Consider the following 16927-nt stretch of genomic DNA (forward strand, 5'->3'; position numbering starts at 1 on the left):
CAGCCGCCAGCGGCTGGGCCGGGCCCCGGAGGGGGACTTGCAGCGTCCCCCTCAACCGGACCCGCCCCGCCAACCCACGGATAGCCCGCTGTTGCTTCGGCTGTTGCCTCTGCGGGTGCCGGGCGCCGCCCGGCCGACTACAATCACGACCATGCTGAAATTCTCGAACTACCCCCTGCGGGGGCGCCGGTGAGCGGCCGTGGGGGCAATGATGGTCAGGTCCGCATCATTGGTGGGCGCTGGCGCAATACCCGCCTGCCGGTGCCGACCCTGCCGGGCCTGCGGCCCAGCAGCGACCGCGTGCGCGAAACCCTGTTCAACTGGCTGATGCCCAGGCTGGTCGGTGCGCGTGTGCTGGATCTGTTCGCCGGCAGCGGCGCGCTGGGCCTGGAGGCCGTCTCGCGCGGCGCCGCCCACGCCACCCTGGTCGAGCGCGATGCCCAGCTGGGGCGCAACCTGTCCGCCGCAGTGGCCAAGCTGCAGGCCACCGACCAGATCACCGTGGTCCAGGCCGATGCCCTGCGCTGGCTGCAGGGCGCGCCGGCCCAGCAGGCCGACCTGGTGTTCATCGACCCGCCGTTCGCCGATGGGCTGTGGCACGACGTGCTGGCCCAGCTGCCGCGGCACCTGGCTGCCGATGCCTGGCTGTACCTGGAATCGCCGGCCGGGCACGCGCCGCTGCTGCCGCCGGAATGGCTGCTGCACCGCGAGGGCGCCACCCGCGAAGTCCGCTTTGCCCTGTACCGCCGCGCCGCTGCTACACTTTGACCTCATCTGAACATCTGCAACCGCCCATGACCGTGGCCAACCGCCGCATTGCCGTCTACCCCGGCACGTTCGACCCCATCACCAATGGTCACATCGATCTGGTGAGCCGGGCCGCGCCGCTGTTTGAAAAGGTCGTGGTGGGCGTGGCGCAGAGCCCGTCCAAGGGCCCGGCGCTGCCGCTGGAGCAGCGCGTGCAGCTGGCCCGCGGCGCCCTGGGCCACCATGGCAATGTCGAGGTCATCGGCTTCGATACCCTGCTGGCCCATTTCGTACGCTCGGTGCAGGGCGGGGTGCTGCTGCGCGGCCTGCGCGCGGTGTCCGATTTCGAGTACGAATTCCAGATGGCCAGCATGAACCGCCACCTGATTCCCGAGGTCGAGACCCTGTTCCTGACCCCGGCCGAACAGCACAGTTTCATTTCGTCCTCGCTTGTCCGCGAGATTGCGCGCCTGGGTGGCGACGTGTCCGGCTTCGTGCCGGCCGCCGTGCTCGAAGCGCTGCGCAAGGTCCGCGAAGCGAAGGCGGCACAGTCGTAACCGCTGCCAAGCGGCCGTTCCTGTAGTACCACGCACCCCCATTACGTACACCAACACGCACCATCTCGGGAGGAAACCCATGAACACCACCATGCGCGCGATGCTGATCGCCTCGTTTGCCCTGGCCTTCACCGCTTGCAAGAAGGAAGAGGCTGCTCCGGTCGAAGAGGCCAAGCAGGCCCTGGTCGCTCCGGCCAAGGACGACGATGCAGGCTGGAAGAAGTACCTGCAGGAAGTGGCCATCCAGAACATGGGCAACATCAGCAACAGCCCGTTCCTGTACTACCTCTCGCCGGAATCGGACCCGGACTTCCAGGCCAAGTACGAGCGCCAGACCGAAAGCGCGACCCAGGCCGTGGCCCGTGGCGTGCAGCCGGGCAACATGCTGGCCTTCGGTTCGTCGGCCTCGGGCAAGATGGCTGACATGATCCAGGCCGTGTTCAAGGACGTGTCGGCGGATTCGATGAAGGGCGTGCGCGTCGTCTTCATCGGCCAGTCGGCCGACAATGCCCGCGTGCAGGCTGCCGTGCAGCCGACCGGCGCCGAGTACATTTTCGTCGAAGCCAAGTAAGACCGAGCCGTGGCGGCCACGCTGCGGCGTGGCCCGGGCGGCATCCTGCAAGGGGTGCCGCCGATGAACTGACCGGTGCGCGCGCCCGCGCGTGCCGGTCCTTGTCCCAAGGCGCGGGCGAGGAGTATCGCCATGTCGCTGAAAATCAATGAGCTCTGCGTCAACTGCGACGTATGCGAGCCGGCCTGCCCGAACCAGGCCATTTCGATGGGTGAAACCATCTACGTGATCGATCCCGCACGCTGTACCGAATGCGTGGGTCATTTCGACGAACCCCAGTGCGTGGTCGTCTGCCCGGTCGAATGCATCGACCCGGACCCGGATATCGTGGAAACGGAAGTCCAGCTGCTGGCCAAGCTGCGCCAGTTGCAGAACGATCATCCCGAACTCTATGCGGAGCCCCCATCCGAATGAAGCTGATCGTCCGCCCCCTGTTGCTGCTCGGCCTGCTGCTGGCCCCCCAGGCCTGGGCTGAAAGCCCTGCCCAGACCCCCGCCCGCGCCGAGCGCCCCGATGGGGTGGCCGTGGCCAGTGGCCATGCGCTGGCCACCCAGGCCGGCATCGACATCCTGGCCCAGGGCGGCAACGCCTTCGACGCGGCCGTGGCGGTGTCGTCCACGCTGGCGGTGGTTGAACCGATCAGCTCCGGCCTCGGTGGTGGCGGCTTCTTCCTGCTGCACGACGCGGCCACCGGCAAGGACGTGATGCTGGATGCGCGCGAAACCGCGCCGGCCGCGGCCACGCCGCAGGCATTCCTGGACAAGCAGGGCAACCTGGACCGCGACCGCTCGGTGAACGGGCCCTGGTCGGCGGGCATTCCGGGCCTGCCGGCCGCGCTGGTGGAACTGTCGTCCAAGCACGGCAAGCTGCCGCTGGCCACCTCGCTGCAGCCGGCCATCCGCATCGCCCGCGACGGCTTCCCGGTGTACGAGCGCATGGCCAAGGGCTACGCCTCGCGCCGTGAAGTGATGGAGCGTTTCCCCGGCACGCGCGAGGTCTACCTGCGCAATGGCAAGCCGATCGCCACCGGCGATCTGTTCAAGCAGCCCGAACTGGCACAGACCCTGGAACGCCTGGCGGCCGGCGGTCGTGATGGCTTCTACAAGGGCCAGACCGGCAAGCTGCTGCTGGAAGGGGTGAAGCAGGCCGGTGGCAAGTGGACCGCCGATGAGCTGGCCGGCTACCAGGTCAAGCTGCGCGAGCCGATCGTGTTCGACTACAACGGCTGGAAGATCACCACCGCGCCGCCGCCATCGTCCGGTGGCATCGCCCTGGCCAGCATGCTGCAGATCCTGGAAGGCTGGGACATCAAGCAGATGGACGCCGCGCACCGCACCCACCTGGTGGTGGAAGCCATGCGCCGCGCTTACCGCGACCGCACGTTCTTCCTGGGCGACCCGGATTTCGTGCAGATTCCGCAGAAGGTGCTGACCAGCAAGGACTACGCCCAAGGCCTGCGCGCCACCATCCACCCGGAAAAGGCCACCCCCAGCGACCTGCTGTCGGGTAACCCGACCCCGCTGGAAGATGACGAAACCACCCATTTCTCGATCATCGACCGCGATGGCAACCGCGTGGGCGCCACCCAGACGGTGAACCTGCTGTACGGCTCGGGCCTGATTCCCAAGGGCACCGGCGTGCTGCTGAACAATGAAATGGACGACTTCGCGCTGAAGCCGGGGACCCCCAATGCCTTCGGCGTGATGGGCTACGCGGCCAATGCACCGAAGCCGGGCAAGCGCATGCTCAGCTCGATGACGCCCACCTTCATGGAAAACAGCGACAAGGTGGTCGTGCTCGGTACGCCCGGTGGCAGCCGCATCATCACCATGGTGCTGCTTGGCATCCTGGGCTACGACGCTGGCCTGGATGCACAGCAGGTCGCCGCGCTGCCGCGCTACCACCACCAGTGGCTGCCCGACCTGATCGAGGCCGAGAGCGATGCCTTCGACGCCGACACGGTGAAGCAGCTGCAGGCGATGGGCCACAAGATCGACCTGCCGGGCGACGTCGCCGCCGGTGGCCGCGGTTCCAGCCACGTATGGGGCAACCTGCAGACCGTGGAATGGGACCGCAAGGCCAACAAGCTGTTCGGCGGCAGTGATCCGCGCAACCCGGTGGGCAGTGCCCAGGTCGTACCGGTGCATTGAATTGCCGCTGGCGCCGGGCCACGCCCAGCGAATGCGCAACCCCCGAACCCCGCCGCCCGGCGGGGTTTTCCATTTTCCGGCTAGCGATTATTTAACGGCAGCCGATTGATAATCGCGGCATGAAACTCTGGTCAATTCGTGGAAACTCGCAGCGCCTGGATGGCGGGGCGATGTTCGGCAACGCGCCGCGCGCGTTGTGGGAAAAATGGGCGGCTCCGGACGAGCTCAATCGTATCGAGCTGGCGTGCCGTGCGCTGTTGGCCAGTCCGCTGGAAGGCAAGACGGTGTTGTTTGAAACCGGCATCGGCGCCTTCTTCGACCCGCGCATGCGCGAACGCTACGGCGTGCAGGAAAGCCGGCATGTGCTGATTGATTCGCTGCGCGAAGCCGGTTTCGAACACGAAGATATCGACGTGGTGGTGCTCAGCCACCTGCATTTCGATCATGCCGGCGGCCTGCTGGCGCCGTGGACCGAAGGCCGTGGCCCGGACCTGCTGTTCCCCAACGCCACCTTCGTGGTCGGTGCGCAGCACTGGCAACGGGCCTTGCAGCCGCATCCGCGCGATCGGGCCAGCTTCATCGCCGAACTACCCGCGCTGCTGCAGGCCAGCGGTCGGCTGGAAGTGGTGGAGGGCGAATATTCGCAGGTGCTGGGCCGCAGCGTGCGCTTCAGCTACAGCGACGGCCACACGCCGGGGTTGATGCTGGCCGAGATCGTCGGCCATGCGCATGCCGACCAGGCACCGCACGGCGGCGTGGTGTTCTGTGCTGATCTGATTCCCGGGCGCTCCTGGGTGCATGTGCCGATCACCATGGGTTACGACCGCAATGCCGAACTGCTGATCGACGAAAAGCGCCAGTTCCTGGAAGACAAGCTGGCGCGCAACGTCCATCTGTTCTTCACCCACGACCCGCAGGTGGCGCTGGCACAGCTGGGGCGCGATGAGAAGGGCCGTTTCGTGACCCTGCATGAGCAAGGCGAACTGAAGGCCCGCGCGCTGGGCTGAGTAGCGGGGTCGTAGAGTTGAGCTTGCTCGACTGGCGCGGGATGCATCCGCGCATCGGGGTCAGAGCCCTTTCTGCGAAAGGGATCCGACCCCGGGGGGGGCTCATGCCACGCGGGTACCGAAAATGCGGTCGCCGGCATCGCCCAGGCCGGGCAGGATGTAGCCCTTCTCATTCAGATGGGCATCGATCGCGGCAGTGTAGATCTCCACGTCCGGATGCACCGCCTTCACTGCCTCGATGCCTTCCGGTGCGGCCACCAGGAAAATGCCCTTGATGCGGCGCGCACCGGCACGCTTGAGCATGTCGATGGTGGCGATCAGGGTGCCGCCGGTGGCCAGCATCGGGTCCAGGATCAGCGCGTCGCGCTCTTCCAGGCGGCCGGTGAGGCGCTCGAAGTAGGGCACCGGCTGCAGGGTTTCTTCGTCGCGCTGCAGGCCGACCACGCTAACGCGCGCGGCCGGAATGAGCGACAGCACGCCGCTGAGCATGCCCAGGCCGGCGCGCAGGATCGGCACCACGGTGATCTTGGCACCGGCGATGCGCTGCACGGTGACCGGGCCGGCCCAGCCGGGCAGGGTGTGCGGTTCGGTGTCCAGGTCGCCGGTGGCCTCATAGGCCAGCAGGGTGCCCAGCTCATTGGCCAGTTCGCGGAAATCCTTGGTGCTGAGCGCAGCGTTGCGCATCAGGCCGATCTTGTGCTGCACCAGCGGGTGGCGCACTTCGACGATCTTCATGGTCGGAAAGGGGGTCTGGGAGAGGGCTCCATTTTGCCGGAACGCCGGTCCGAACCCAAACGCCGGCTGCCGCCGGCTGCACCGGCATGTCACGACCGTGCAACCTTGCGGACATACCGTGCAGACCCATTCTTAACAGGAACGGGGCTTCAACGTGCATATCAAGACTCCGCTGGCCATGGCCATCACCCTGACCCTGGCGATGGGGGCTGCAGCGCCGCTGCACGCTGCCGGGCAGCAGGTCGTGGCCGGCGCCGGTGCGGTAGCCGCCGATGCGGTCGACCTGGACCGCATCGAAGTGCGCGCCCAGCTGGAATCGCAGGTGCGTGCCGTCGATCTGAAGCGCAGCAGCAACGCGATCGAAGATGCGGTCTCCTCCGATGCGCTGGGCCAGTACCCGGACAAGAACGTGGCCGAATCGCTGCAGCGCCTGCCGGGCGTCAGCGTGACCCGCGACCAGGGCGAAGGCCGTTTCGTGGTCATCCGCGGCCTGGACGCCAACCTCAATAGCGTCAGCGTGGATGGCATCGCCGTGGGCACGCCGGAAGATTCAAGTCGCGCCGCACCGCTGGACGTGATTCCGTCCGACTCGACCGAGCGCCTGCGCGTGGTCAAGTCGCCTACCCCGGACATGCCCGGTGATGCCATCGGTGGCGCGGTGCTGGTCGAATCGGCCTCGGCCTTCGACCGCGATGGCCGCAGCCTGCGCGGCAAGATCGAAGCCAGTCACCAGCAGTTGTCGGGTGAAACCAGCCCCAAGGCGGCCTTCAACTACAGCGAAGTGTTCGCCGATACCTTCGGCGTGGCGCTGGGCGTGAACTACCAGAAGCGCACGTTCGAATCGGACAACAGCGAAGTGGAGTACGACGGCGAGGACGATGCCGCACCCGGTGACGTCACCGCGATCAACCTGCAGCACCGCAAGTACGAGATCGAGCGCAAGCGCATCGGCGCCAACCTCAACCTGGACTGGCGCCCCAGCGAGTACAGCAAGTACTACCTGCGCACGCTGTACAGCCAGTTCGACGATGCGGAGACCCGCCAGCGGGTGATCTTCAACTTCGACGATGCCGACATGGTCCGCACCGGCACCGACCAGTACCGCCTGGACGACATGCCCGGCGATGCGATCGACAAGCGCATGCGTTACCGCACCAAGGAAGAAAACACCTTCGCCGCCAGCCTGGGCGGCGAGAACACCTTCACCAATGCCGTGGTGGACTACAAGGTCGGCTATACCCGCACCGAAGAACGGGTGAACGATGAAATGGAAGCGCGTTTCAGCCTGGACGGCGACGACTTCAACGGCACGCTCGATCAGCGCAGCCGCCTGCCGACCTACACCTTCGACAACCCGCAGTGGCTGGACAACGGCAACTACGCGTTCGACCGCTTCGTGCTGTCGCCCAAGCAGGTGAACGACAAGGAACACAGCGCGCAGGTGAACGTGCGCTTCGACGGCGACAGCAGCAGCATCAAGTTCGGTCTGCTGGGCCGTTGGCGCGACCGCGACGTGAACGTGGACGAGCGCGAACTGCGCATTGGCCCGAAGGTGGCGCTGTCGAGCTGGACCACCGGTTCGCCTGAGCACCGCCACGGCAACCTGGGCGATGGCATGAGCTCGGACGCGATGCGCGCCTATTGGGCGGCCAACGGCGGCCAGTACAGCGCCCGCCCGCAGGATGTCGGTGGCAATGCGATGACCTCGCTGGAAGAAGACTACGTGGCCAGCGAAGACATCTTCGCCAGCTACGCCATGGGCACCTGGGACATCGGTGCGCTGCGCGTGATCGGTGGCGTGCGCGTGGAAAGCACGCGCTTCCAGGCCATCGGCAACCAGGTGGACGTGGCCGCCAACGGGCGCAGCTTCACGGTCACCCCGCGCGTGGCCAACAGCAGCTACACCAACGTGCTGCCGGGCCTGCACCTGCGCTACGACGCAGCCGACGACTGGGTGCTGCGTGCCTCGGCCAACAAGACCGTCGCGCGCCCGTCCTTCGGCGATGTCTCCCCGCGTGTGGGGTACAGCCGTGGCGATGAAGAAGTGCGCCTGGGCAACCCGGAACTGGATCCGTACGAGTCGAAGAACATCGACCTGTCGGTGGAGAAGTACCTGGGCACCACCGGCATCGTTTCGCTGGGCCTGTTCCACAAGTCCATCGACGGCTACATCGTGGAAACCGTGCGCACCAACGACCCGGCCTACGGTGGCTTCGACGTTACCCAGCCGATCAACGGCCGCAAGGCCACCGTGCGCGGCGCCGAACTGAACTGGCAGCAGCAGCTGTCGTTCCTGCCGGGCGCGCTGGATGGCCTGCTGGTCGGTGCCAGCGGTACCTGGCTGGATACCGAGTTCGACGCCGGCATTGCAGACCGTGCCGATGAGGACTTCATGCTGCCGCGCGCATCCAAGCACGTGTACAGCGCCCACATCGGCTACGAAAAGTACGGTCTGAGCACGCGCCTGGCCGCGGTGTACCGCAGCGAATACCTCGACAGCATCGGCAAGGGTCGCGCGTTCGATATCTACGTGGCGCCCAACACCCAGCTGGACTTCTCGCTGGATTACAAGTTCACCCCGCGCATCAGCATGTACTTCGAAGCACAGAACCTGCTGGACAAACCGCTGGAGCTGTACCAGGGCACGCGTTCGCGCACCCTGCAGCTGGAAGAGTATGGCCGCACCTATGCCGTTGGCCTGAAGGTGGCCCTGTGATGGCGCGCGGCATGAACCTGCTGGCGGCCGCGCTGGTCGCCTGCCTGGCCGCCGGCTGCACCCCGGCACCGTCGCCGGATGCGGGCAGCTCCGCCTCCGCACAGGCCACCGCTGGGGCCGATGCACCCCGGGCCGTGGCGACCATCGCCGAGGCCTTCCTGACCCCGATGACCCCGGCCGACAACATCGATTCGCCCGCCAGCTGGCAGGCGCCCGACGGCGCGACCTGGCTGATCGCCACCGCCAAGGCCACCGACAAGCTGGTGGTCTACGATGGCAGCAGCGGCAAGCATCTGCGCGATGTCGGCAGCAGCGGCACCGCACTGGGTCAGTTCGATCGCCCCAACGGCATTTCGGTGACCGATGACCTGCTGTGGATCGTGGAGCGTGACAACCATCGCGTGCAGGTGTTCTCGCTGCCCGACTTCACCCCGCTGGCCGTGTTCGGTGCGCAGGATCTGCGCAAGCCCTACGGCCTGTGGGTGGACAAGCGGGCTGACGGCTACAGCGTGTACGTCACCGATTCGTGGGACAACGGCGAGGACGCGCAGGGCAAGGACATCCTGCCGCCGCTGGCCGAACTGGACAAGCGCGTGCGCCAGTACCACGTCAACCGCGATGGCGCCAAGCTTGAAGCTACCCTGGCCGCCAGCATCGGCGATACCAGCGAGGCCGGTGCGCTGCGCGTGGTCGAATCGATCTGGGGCGACCCGGCCAACGATCGCCTGTTGATTGCCGAAGAAGACGAAAGCTACGCCAGCGAATTCAAGGTCTACACCCTGGCCGGCCGGTTCACCGGCACCACCTTCGGCCGCGATGTATTCAAGGCGCAGGCCGAAGGCGTGATGCTGCGCACCTGTGGCAAGGACGGTTGGTGGATCACCACCGAACAGGGCAAGCAGCGCAGCGTGTTCCATCTGTTCGACCGCCATACCTTGAAGCCGGTCGGCGCGTTCCAGGGCAATACGGTGGCCAACACCGATGGCATCTGGATGATGCAGCAGCCCACGCCGCGCTTCCCGCATGGCGCGTTGTATGCCGTGCATGACGACCAGGGCGTCGTCGCCTTCGATTGGCAGGCCATCGCCAAGCAGCTTTCGCTGCCGCTGGAGTGTGGCGCATGAGCGGTCGTTGCATGCGCGCACTGACTGTCGCCCTGTTGCTCGCCGCACCGTTGCTGGCGGGCGCGGCGGCCGAGCCCAATACCCAGGTTTCGCAGGGCAGCCGCCACTACGCGGCCACGCCACTGCCGGATCGCATCGTGGCATCGCCCTCGGCCGATCCGGCGCACGCATTCGCGGTGGCCTGGCGTACCGACGGCAGCGTGCAGTCGCCGCTGCTGGAAGTGGCCGTGGCTGGCGATTCGCCGGCCATCGAGGGCGTGCGCCAGCTGCGTGCGGGCACGCAGACGCTGCAGAGCGAGAACGGCCTGTCCCACCACCACCGCGTGCAGGTGGAAGGGCTGCAGCCGGATACGCTGTATGTTTACCGCGTGCAGGGCAATGGCGGTTGGAGTGCATGGAACCAGCTGCGCACCGCAGGTACAGCGGGACAGCCGCTGACCCTGCTGTACTTCGGTGATACCCAGAACAAGAACCTGAGCCATGTCAGCCGCGTGGTGCGTGCTGCGCAGAAGGCCGCGCCCGATGCACGGATCAGCCTGTTCGCCGGCGACCTGGTCAGCGGTGGCGACGGCGCCGACGATAGCGAGTGGGGCGAATGGTTCGCCGCCACCGGCTGGCTGGCGCAGGAAACGCTGGTGGCGCCGGCCATCGGCAACCACGAATACTTCGAGGAATTCGAAGACACGCCGCAGGAACGCCGTGTGCTGGGCCGCCACTGGCCGGTCACCTTCGCGCTGCCGGGCAACGGTGTGGCAGCGGCCGATACCAGCACCTACTGGTTCGACGTGCAGGACGTGCGCGTGGTGGTGCTCGATGGCACCTCGGCGCTGGACCTGGGCACCGCACAGGCGCAGGCGCAGTGGCTGGACACCGTACTGAGCAGCAACCCGCGCGCTTGGACGATCGTCCTGCTGCACCAGCCGTTCTATTCGCCGCGCGAAGGCCGCCAGAACGCCGCGCTGCAGGAGGTGCTGCAGCCGGTAATCCGTCGCCACAAGGTGGATCTGGTGCTGCAGGGCCACGACCACACCTATGGCCGTCGTGGCGAAGGCCAGGCGGCTACGCCGCAGTACGTGGTGACCGTGGCCGGGCCGAAGCAGTACCGGCTGTCGGACGAGGCGAAACAGACCATGGACCCGGTGGCCGAAGACACCCAGCTGTTCCAGGTGCTGCGCATCGATCCGCAGAAGCTGCGTTACGAAGCCCGCACGGTCACCGGCCGTCTGTACGACGCCTTCGAACTGCGCCGCGCTGCCGATGGCAGCACGCAGAAGGTGGAGCTGCAGCAGGGGCGCATCACCCCGCGTGCATGTCCGCGTGCGCAGACTGCCAAGGGTCGCGCTGACCGCTGCTGGGAATGAGGAACCAACGATGATCGCATCCCGACGTTTCGTGCCGGTGGCCGCGCTTGCCGCAGCCGTGCTGCTGGTGGCAGGGGCTGCCACCGCTGCCGAAGCCGTACTGCACCCGTTCCTGGCCGCGCAGCCGAAGCAGGCCCCGCAGGAAGTGAACCTGGCGGTGGAGATCCCTGCCGGCAGCTTCACCAAGTACGAGATCAAGGAAGACGGCCTGGTCCATGTGGACCGGTTCCAGTCGATGCCGGTGGCCTATCCGGCCAACTATGGTTCGATGCCGCGCACCCTGGCCGGTGACAACGACCCGCTGGACGCGCTGGTGCTGACCCGCGAGCCGCTGCATCCTGGCGTGATCGTGCGCTTCCGTCCGATCGGCTACCTGAAGATGATCGACAACGGTGAGCACGACGAAAAAGTGATCGGCGTGCCCACCGACAAGGTGGACCCCAGCTACGCCAACATCCGCGATCTGGCCGATCTTCCCGAGATCGAGCGGCAGCGCATCGAAGCCTTCTTCCGTGTCTATAAAGACCTGCCCGCCGGGCGCAATCCGGTGCAGCTCAATGGCTGGGGCAACGCGGCCGAGGCACGGGCGGTGATCAGCGAGGCGATGCAGCGTTTCGAAAAGTAGATCCACGCCATGCGTGGATTCACCCCTGCAGCGTCTCGATGAACGACTTGGCCTGCAGGCGGTCGCCCAGCAGCTGGACCAGTGCCTGCAGCGCCGCTTCATGATGCTCGGCGCGGATGCCACCGTCGTCGTCATCGCTGTACAGGTCCTCACCGGCATCTGCGTACACCGCACCGACGGCGGCCAGCGCGGCCATCAGGGTCTGCAGGTCATCCAGGAACACATCGGCGTCCCAGTGCCCGCGCCCATGCTGGGCAAACAGAATGCGGCCATCGTCCATGTCCAGGATGAAGGGGTCGGCACCAAGGTCGGCAATCACCAGCCAGTTCGAAGGCCAGTCCTCGATCGGTTCGCCGCTGATGCCATGCCAGCGATAACCGGCCTGGTGGCTCCACAGGCGCTGCAACGGTGGAATCCAGACCTCAAGCCCGGGAATGGTGATGCCGGCATGGCCGACCTTGGCACTGATCTCGCGGCCCAGGGGCCCCACCTGCGCGTAGAAGCAGGCCACGGCCGGCGGCAGCGGGAACGGTCCCTGCCAATCGTTTTCATCCTGCGCCTGCAACGGGCCGAACGCGGCGAACCGGTCACGTAGATCCTGCATGCAACGTTCCACTGGCGGGCGGGCCAGCCTAGCAGACCGCGCCGCGCGCACGGCCTTCACTGTCGCTGGCTATCATGTGCGGCACACAGAACGAAGGCGATGCACGTGTCGGTAGCGTTGGTATGGTTCCGCCGCGATCTGCGGCTGCAGGACAATCCGGCCCTGCAGGCCGCATGCGATGCCGGGCATGACGTGGTGCCGGTGTACATCCATGCGCCGCAGGAAGAGGGCGAGTGGATGCCGGGTGCCGCGTCCGACGCCTGGCGCCACCGTTCGCTGGCGGCGCTGGATGCCGATCTGCGTGCACGCGGTTCCGCACTGGTGCTGCGCGCCGGCGACAGCCTGGCCGAACTGCAGGCGCTGATCGAGCAGACCGGCGCCGAAGCGGTCTACTGGAACCGCAAGTACGAGCCGGCCACCCAGCCGCGCGATGCCACCATCAAGCGCACGCTGCGCGAGCAGGGCATCGATGCGCAGAGCTGCAATGGCAGCCTGTTGTTCGAACCGTGGGATATCGCCACCCAGCAGGGCCAGCCGTACAAGGTGTTCACCCCGTACTGGCGCAACGTGCTCAGCCACTGGCGCCTGCCCGCGTTGCAGGCCGCGCCGCAGCGACTGCCAGCGCACGCGGTACACGGCCTTGCGCTGGATGCGCTGCAGCTGGCGCCCACGCTGGACTGGGACAGCGGCTTCTGGGAGCACTGGCAGCCAGGCGAAGCCGGTGCGCTGGAAGCGTTGTCGGTGTTTGAAGACGGCGCGTTGCGCGGCTACCGCGAGCAGCGTGACCTGCCTGATCGGGTGGGCACTTCGCGCATGTCGCCGCACCTGCATTTCGGTGAGATCGCACCGTGGCGCATCGCCCACGCGCTGGAAGCCCTGCGCAGCGCGGGCACCGACGCCGATATCGATGGTTACCTGCGCCAGCTGGGCTGGCGCGACTTCGCCTACCACCTGCTGCACCACTTTCCGAAGACGCCCACCGACAATCTCAATCCGCGCTTCGACCGCTTTCCGTGGGCCAATCCCAGCGCCGCACAGCTGCACGACTGGCAGCGTGGCAACACCGGCGTGCCGATCGTCGATGCCGGTCTGCGCGAACTCTGGCACACCGGCTACATGCACAACCGCGTGCGCATGATCGTGGCCAGCTATCTGTGCAAGCACCTGCGCGCGCATTGGCTGCACGGCGCACGCTGGTTCTGGGACACTCTGGTCGATGCGGACCTGGCCAACAACACGATGGGCTGGCAGTGGGTGGCCGGCACCGGTGCCGATGCGGCGCCGTACTTCCGCGTGTTCAACCCGGTCACCCAGGCCGAGAAATTCGATCCGCAGGCGCGCTATATCAGCCGCTGGGTACCGGAACTGGCGGCGTTGCCGGTGAAGGCGCGGTTTGCCCCGTGGCAGCACCCGCAACTGCTGGCCGAGAAAGCGCCCGGCTACCCGCGCACGCCGCTGGTCGACCTGGCGGTCGGTCGCGATGCCGCGCTGGCCGCCTACCGAAGCACGGGCGGGGCGTAAAGGGGCTGGATGAAGGCCGGGTCAGAAAGCTGAATGCAGCACGTCCGGCCTTCACATTCATCATCCCGGCATCGCGCCGGCGTGTATATCCTCCTGAGCGTTCGCACGCCGCATCGGCCGGCATCCAAGGAGACCACCCATGATCCGCAACACCACCCGCAACGTCGCACTGGCCCTGATGACTGCCGCCGCGCTGAGTGCGTGCGCCACCGGCGGCTCCTACGTGCAGAGCGATCAGTACGGCAATCCGACCGAGCAGCAGAACCGCACCGGCCGTGGCGCCCTGATCGGCACCGCCGTGGGTGTGGCGGCCGGCCTGCTGACCGGCAACAGCGCCACCGAACGCCGCCAGCATGCCTTGATCGGCGCGGGCATCGGCGCGCTCAGCGGCGCAGCCATCGGCAACTACCAGGACCGCCAGGAACGCGCGCTGCGTGAGCGCACCGCCAACACCGGCATCGACGTGCAGCGCCAGGGCGACAACATCACCCTGAACCTGCCCGATGGCATCACCTTCGATTTCGGCAAGTCGGCGCTGAAGCCGCAGTTCTACAGCTCGCTCAACGGTGTTGCCAGCACGCTGAATGAGTACAACCAGACCATGATCGAAGTGGTCGGCCATACCGACAGCATCGGCAGCGATGCGGTGAACAACCGCCTGTCGAAGGAACGTGCCGATTCGGTGGCGCAGTACCTGGTGGGCCAGGGCGTGCAGCAGGTGCGTATCGAAACCCTGGGTGCCGGCAAGGCCTACCCGATTGCCGACAACAGCACCGACGCCGGCCGCGCGCAGAACCGCCGCGTGGAAATCCGCGTGATTCCGTTGAAGCAGTAACGCGCAGCCTTACTGCTGTTCCGGCGAAGCCGGAACAAAAATGCCGCCCTCACAGGCGGCATTTTTTGTAGGTGCCGAGCCATGCTCGGCACGCTCGGAAGCAGTCGAGCATGGCTCGACTCTACAAAAGGCGGTCCAGGATGACGACCACCGGTCACGCCGCGGCCGTCACCTTCTCCAGAATCCGCTTGCCGCTGCTTTCCAGCGCGGCGTCTTCCTTCTCCTGCTGCCGCTGTGCCAGCTTCGCGGCTGGGCACTGGGCCAGCATGTAGTTGGCATCGAAGTTGAGCTTTTCGACCAGGAAATCGACGAAGGCGCGCACCTTCGGCGACACCAGGCGGCCGCCGGCGAACACCGCATTGAAGTCCACTTCCGGGCCGGTCCAGCCGGCCAGCACGCGGCGCACCATGCCCGATTCAACGAAGGGCTTGGCCATCACATCGCCGGTCAGCAGCAGCCCTTCGCCGCACACCAGCGCACCATTGAGTGCCGACATGTCGTTGGCGGTCATCAGCGGGGTGACCGGGAAGTCACGCAGCTCGCCGCCGTTTTCGCCCAGCTGCCAGGTGAAGCGCGGCGAATTACCGGTGTGGTGCGGCTTGCGCATCGCCAGGATGCGGTGGAACTGCAGTTCTTCCGGGTGCAGCGGTTCGCCATAGCGTTCAATGTAGGCCGGGCTGGCGAACACCTGGGTGCGCAGGCTGCCCAGCTTGCGCGCCACCAGGTTGGAATCGGGCAGGGCACCCACGCGCAGGGCCAGGTCGGCTTCGCCTGCAATCAGGTCCAGCTTCTCGTTGCCCATATGCATGTCCAGGCGGATTTCCGGGTACTGCGCATGGAACTGGCCCAACAGCGGCGCGATCCAGGTGATGCCGATCGAGTAGGGCACGGTGAAACGCAGCCAACCGCGCGGGCCCGACTGCAACTGGCTGACCGCGCTCTCGGCTTCTTCCAGTTCGCGCGCGATGCGCTGGCAGTGCTCGTGGTAGATCGAACCGGCTTCGGTCAGGCCGAGGCGGCGCGTGGTCCGGTGCAGCAGACGCGCGCCCAGGCGCGTTTCCAGCTCCTGCACCTTGCGGCTGACCGTGGTCTTGGGCAGGCCGAGCGACTTGGCGGCGGCGATGAAGCTGCCTTGCTCGACCACTTTGACGAAGATCAGGGTTTCATTGAGATCGTGGGACATGATCGGGATCCTGGACGCCGGGGACGGGGATATCGTGACAGAACGATTGGACCGGAGACGGGATGATTATTCCCCTTAATCCGGACTAATCAAGTAAAGGTTTGAGGTCTATCGTGGCGCCATTCGTTGATTGGAGCCCGTCCGCCATGAGCCTGCGCAACATTCTTGCCCGCTTCCGGCTTGCCGGCCAGGACACCCTGGACCAGGCGATGACCGTGGAAGTTCGCCCGAGTTCCTTGGTACACAAGGATTTCCGGGAGTTTACCGCGCCCCTGCGTCAGCAGCGTGGCGGTTCCATCCGCCTGGCCCCGCGTCAGGGTGATCGCCTGCGTCGAATTGGGACTATCCCGGATTTGGGAGGAAATGTCCCGTGAATGGGATTCTGACCCCCGAGGTCCTGGTCCTCGGCGGCACCGGCGCGGTCGGCCAGGGCGTGGTCGGTGCGCTGCTGGAGGCCGGCAGCCCGGTGCTGGTGGTCGGCCGCGATCCCGGCCGACTGGCAGCACTGCACGAACAGTTCGCCGATGAGCCGGGCCTGCAGACGATGCTCGGCTCGCTCAGCGACGATGCGTCGGCGCGCACCGTGGCCGAGCGCGTGGCGCAGCGCCCGCGTCCGCTGGCCGCCGTGGTGGCGGCCATGGGCGGCCCGTACAACCGTGGCCGGGTTACGGCGCGCAGCGGCGACGCGCTGCTGGGCGCGCTGCAGGCTGACCTGATGCCGCACGTGCACGCCGCGCGCCATCTGTTGCCGCTGCTGCAGGACAACCCGCACGCGCGCCGCTATGTGCTGATCGGCAGTCCGGCCGGTGCCAAGCCATGGGCCGGCTACGGCGAAACCTCGATCACCACCGCAGCGCTGCGCATGTACGCGCAGGTGGTGCACCAGGAAGCGCAGGCGATGGGCGTGCGCGCGCAGATGCTGGAGGTCGGCAATCCGGTCTGTACCCCCAGCAATGCGGCCAACGCCTGCATCGAATGGCCCAGCTCGCTGCTGGTTGGCCGCCGCGTGGTGTCCCTGCTCGACGGCTGCCGCGACAACCGCGCCATCGTCCGCTGTGACAGCAGTGATGCCGAACTGCCGCGCGGGCTGTTGAACCTGGACCTGCCACCGCTGTGGCGCGACACCGCAGGCGTTGCTTGACCTCAACCATCGTTGAGGTCGCAGGCTACGCCGCCAGAAAACGAACACGT

General features: G+C 66.7%; 17 protein-coding genes. 14 read left to right on the forward strand and 3 right to left on the reverse strand.

The window, feature by feature from the left end; all coding sequences use genetic code 11:
- Positions 1 to 159 precede the first annotated feature (159 nt).
- The 6 genes from rsmD to IAE58_RS12065 all read left to right on the forward strand — a co-directional run bounded on the left by rsmD (position 160) and on the right by IAE58_RS12065 (position 5032).
- Positions 160 to 768: a 16S rRNA (guanine(966)-N(2))-methyltransferase RsmD gene (gene rsmD, locus IAE58_RS12040; RefSeq protein WP_325166850.1), complete on the forward strand. Its 609-nt coding sequence runs from the start codon at positions 160 to 162 to the stop codon at positions 766 to 768.
- Between the two features lie 26 nt (positions 769 to 794).
- On the forward strand, positions 795 to 1304 hold the full coding sequence (gene coaD, locus IAE58_RS12045) for a pantetheine-phosphate adenylyltransferase (RefSeq protein WP_005409091.1): 510 nt from the start codon (positions 795 to 797) through the stop codon (positions 1302 to 1304).
- Positions 1305 to 1383: 79 nt separating this feature from the next.
- Positions 1384 to 1875, forward strand: a complete 492-nt coding sequence (locus tag IAE58_RS12050) for a hypothetical protein (RefSeq protein WP_108752799.1) — start codon at positions 1384 to 1386, stop codon at positions 1873 to 1875.
- A gap of 132 nt (positions 1876 to 2007) precedes the next feature.
- The gene (locus tag IAE58_RS12055; protein WP_108749298.1) at positions 2008 to 2289 is read left to right on the forward strand and encodes a YfhL family 4Fe-4S dicluster ferredoxin; all 282 of its coding nucleotides are present in this window, start codon (positions 2008 to 2010) and stop codon (positions 2287 to 2289) included.
- Entirely contained in the window at positions 2286 to 4025 is a 1740-nt protein-coding gene (ggt, locus tag IAE58_RS12060) for a gamma-glutamyltransferase (RefSeq protein WP_199933833.1), read from the forward strand. The genes IAE58_RS12055 and ggt overlap by 4 nt, the downstream gene beginning before the upstream one ends.
- A 119-nt stretch (positions 4026 to 4144) precedes the next feature.
- Positions 4145 to 5032 (forward strand): MBL fold metallo-hydrolase, encoded by an 888-nt coding sequence (locus IAE58_RS12065; protein ID WP_199933832.1) that lies wholly within the window; start codon positions 4145 to 4147, stop codon positions 5030 to 5032.
- A gap of 102 nt (positions 5033 to 5134) precedes the next feature.
- Here the strand turns inward: IAE58_RS12065 and upp are convergent, their stop codons facing one another.
- The gene (gene upp / locus IAE58_RS12070; RefSeq protein WP_199933831.1) at positions 5135 to 5767 is read right to left on the reverse strand and encodes a uracil phosphoribosyltransferase; all 633 of its coding nucleotides are present in this window, start codon (positions 5765 to 5767) and stop codon (positions 5135 to 5137) included.
- Positions 5768 to 5921: 154 nt separating this feature from the next.
- Between upp and IAE58_RS12075 the strand changes: the two genes are divergently transcribed.
- From IAE58_RS12075 to IAE58_RS12090, 4 genes are read left to right on the forward strand one after another with little or no spacing between them, the layout of a single operon-like run.
- Positions 5922 to 8483 (forward strand): TonB-dependent receptor, encoded by a 2562-nt coding sequence (locus tag IAE58_RS12075; protein ID WP_199933830.1) that lies wholly within the window; start codon positions 5922 to 5924, stop codon positions 8481 to 8483.
- Positions 8483 to 9607: a phytase gene (locus IAE58_RS12080; RefSeq protein WP_199933829.1), complete on the forward strand. Its 1125-nt coding sequence runs from the start codon at positions 8483 to 8485 to the stop codon at positions 9605 to 9607. The genes IAE58_RS12075 and IAE58_RS12080 overlap by 1 nt, the downstream gene beginning before the upstream one ends.
- Before the next feature lie 11 nt (positions 9608 to 9618).
- A complete protein-coding gene (locus IAE58_RS12085; RefSeq protein ID WP_233614928.1) occupies positions 9619 to 10968 on the forward strand; it encodes a metallophosphoesterase family protein in 1350 nt (449 codons plus the stop codon).
- Positions 10969 to 10978: 10 nt separating this feature from the next.
- Positions 10979 to 11593, forward strand: coding sequence for an inorganic diphosphatase (locus IAE58_RS12090; protein ID WP_108752805.1), 615 nt, complete (start codon positions 10979 to 10981; stop codon positions 11591 to 11593).
- Between the two features lie 19 nt (positions 11594 to 11612).
- Here IAE58_RS12090 and IAE58_RS12095 read toward each other — a convergent pair whose 3' ends face one another.
- A complete protein-coding gene (locus IAE58_RS12095; RefSeq protein ID WP_199933827.1) occupies positions 11613 to 12197 on the reverse strand; it encodes a hypothetical protein in 585 nt (194 codons plus the stop codon).
- Positions 12198 to 12302: 105 nt separating this feature from the next.
- Between IAE58_RS12095 and IAE58_RS12100 the strand changes: the two genes are divergently transcribed.
- Positions 12303 to 13718 carry a deoxyribodipyrimidine photo-lyase gene (locus IAE58_RS12100; RefSeq protein ID WP_199933835.1) on the forward strand — a complete coding sequence of 472 codons (1416 nt, stop codon included), beginning with the start codon at positions 12303 to 12305 and terminating at the stop codon, positions 13716 to 13718.
- 139 nt (positions 13719 to 13857) lie between these two features.
- Positions 13858 to 14553 (forward strand): OmpA family protein, encoded by a 696-nt coding sequence (locus IAE58_RS12105; RefSeq protein ID WP_108749307.1) that lies wholly within the window; start codon positions 13858 to 13860, stop codon positions 14551 to 14553.
- A 154-nt stretch (positions 14554 to 14707) separates the two neighbouring features.
- Here the strand turns inward: IAE58_RS12105 and IAE58_RS12110 are convergent, their stop codons facing one another.
- Positions 14708 to 15736, reverse strand: coding sequence for a LysR family transcriptional regulator (locus tag IAE58_RS12110; protein WP_108749308.1), 1029 nt, complete (start codon positions 15734 to 15736; stop codon positions 14708 to 14710).
- A 146-nt stretch (positions 15737 to 15882) separates the two neighbouring features.
- Here IAE58_RS12110 and IAE58_RS12115 point away from each other — a divergent pair, with 146 nt between their 5' ends.
- On the forward strand, positions 15883 to 16110 hold the full coding sequence (locus IAE58_RS12115) for a hypothetical protein (RefSeq protein WP_108751527.1): 228 nt from the start codon (positions 15883 to 15885) through the stop codon (positions 16108 to 16110).
- Positions 16107 to 16877, forward strand: a complete 771-nt coding sequence (locus tag IAE58_RS12120; protein WP_108752808.1) for an SDR family NAD(P)-dependent oxidoreductase — start codon at positions 16107 to 16109, stop codon at positions 16875 to 16877. Before IAE58_RS12115 ends, IAE58_RS12120 begins: the two co-directional genes overlap by 4 nt.
- Positions 16878 to 16927 lie beyond the last annotated feature (50 nt).

Origin of the sequence: Stenotrophomonas sp. S49, from assembly GCF_016624905.1 — a bacterium.
In the GTDB taxonomy this organism is placed as follows: domain Bacteria; phylum Pseudomonadota; class Gammaproteobacteria; order Xanthomonadales; family Xanthomonadaceae; genus Stenotrophomonas.

Excerpts from the sequence above, each read along its gene's own strand:
- coaD (WP_005409091.1), top strand. The coding sequence starts at position 795 with ATGACCGTGGCCAACCGCCGCATTGCCGTCTACCCCGGCACGTTCGAC.
- IAE58_RS12050 (WP_108752799.1), top strand. The coding sequence starts at position 1,384 with ATGAACACCACCATGCGCGCGATGCTGATCGCCTCGTTTGCCCTGGCC.
- IAE58_RS12055 (WP_108749298.1), top strand. The coding sequence starts at position 2,008 with ATGTCGCTGAAAATCAATGAGCTCTGCGTCAACTGCGACGTATGCGAG.
- ggt (WP_199933833.1), top strand. The coding sequence starts at position 2,286 with ATGAAGCTGATCGTCCGCCCCCTGTTGCTGCTCGGCCTGCTGCTGGCC.
- IAE58_RS12065 (WP_199933832.1), top strand. The coding sequence starts at position 4,145 with ATGAAACTCTGGTCAATTCGTGGAAACTCGCAGCGCCTGGATGGCGGG.
- upp (WP_199933831.1), bottom strand. The coding sequence starts at position 5,767 with ATGAAGATCGTCGAAGTGCGCCACCCGCTGGTGCAGCACAAGATCGGC.
- IAE58_RS12080 (WP_199933829.1), top strand. The coding sequence starts at position 8,483 with ATGGCGCGCGGCATGAACCTGCTGGCGGCCGCGCTGGTCGCCTGCCTG.
- IAE58_RS12085 (WP_233614928.1), top strand. The coding sequence starts at position 9,619 with ATGCGCGCACTGACTGTCGCCCTGTTGCTCGCCGCACCGTTGCTGGCG.
- IAE58_RS12090 (WP_108752805.1), top strand. The coding sequence starts at position 10,979 with ATGATCGCATCCCGACGTTTCGTGCCGGTGGCCGCGCTTGCCGCAGCC.
- IAE58_RS12095 (WP_199933827.1), bottom strand. The coding sequence starts at position 12,197 with ATGCAGGATCTACGTGACCGGTTCGCCGCGTTCGGCCCGTTGCAGGCG.
- IAE58_RS12105 (WP_108749307.1), top strand. The coding sequence starts at position 13,858 with ATGATCCGCAACACCACCCGCAACGTCGCACTGGCCCTGATGACTGCC.
- IAE58_RS12110 (WP_108749308.1), bottom strand. The coding sequence starts at position 15,736 with ATGTCCCACGATCTCAATGAAACCCTGATCTTCGTCAAAGTGGTCGAG.
- IAE58_RS12115 (WP_108751527.1), top strand. The coding sequence starts at position 15,883 with ATGAGCCTGCGCAACATTCTTGCCCGCTTCCGGCTTGCCGGCCAGGAC.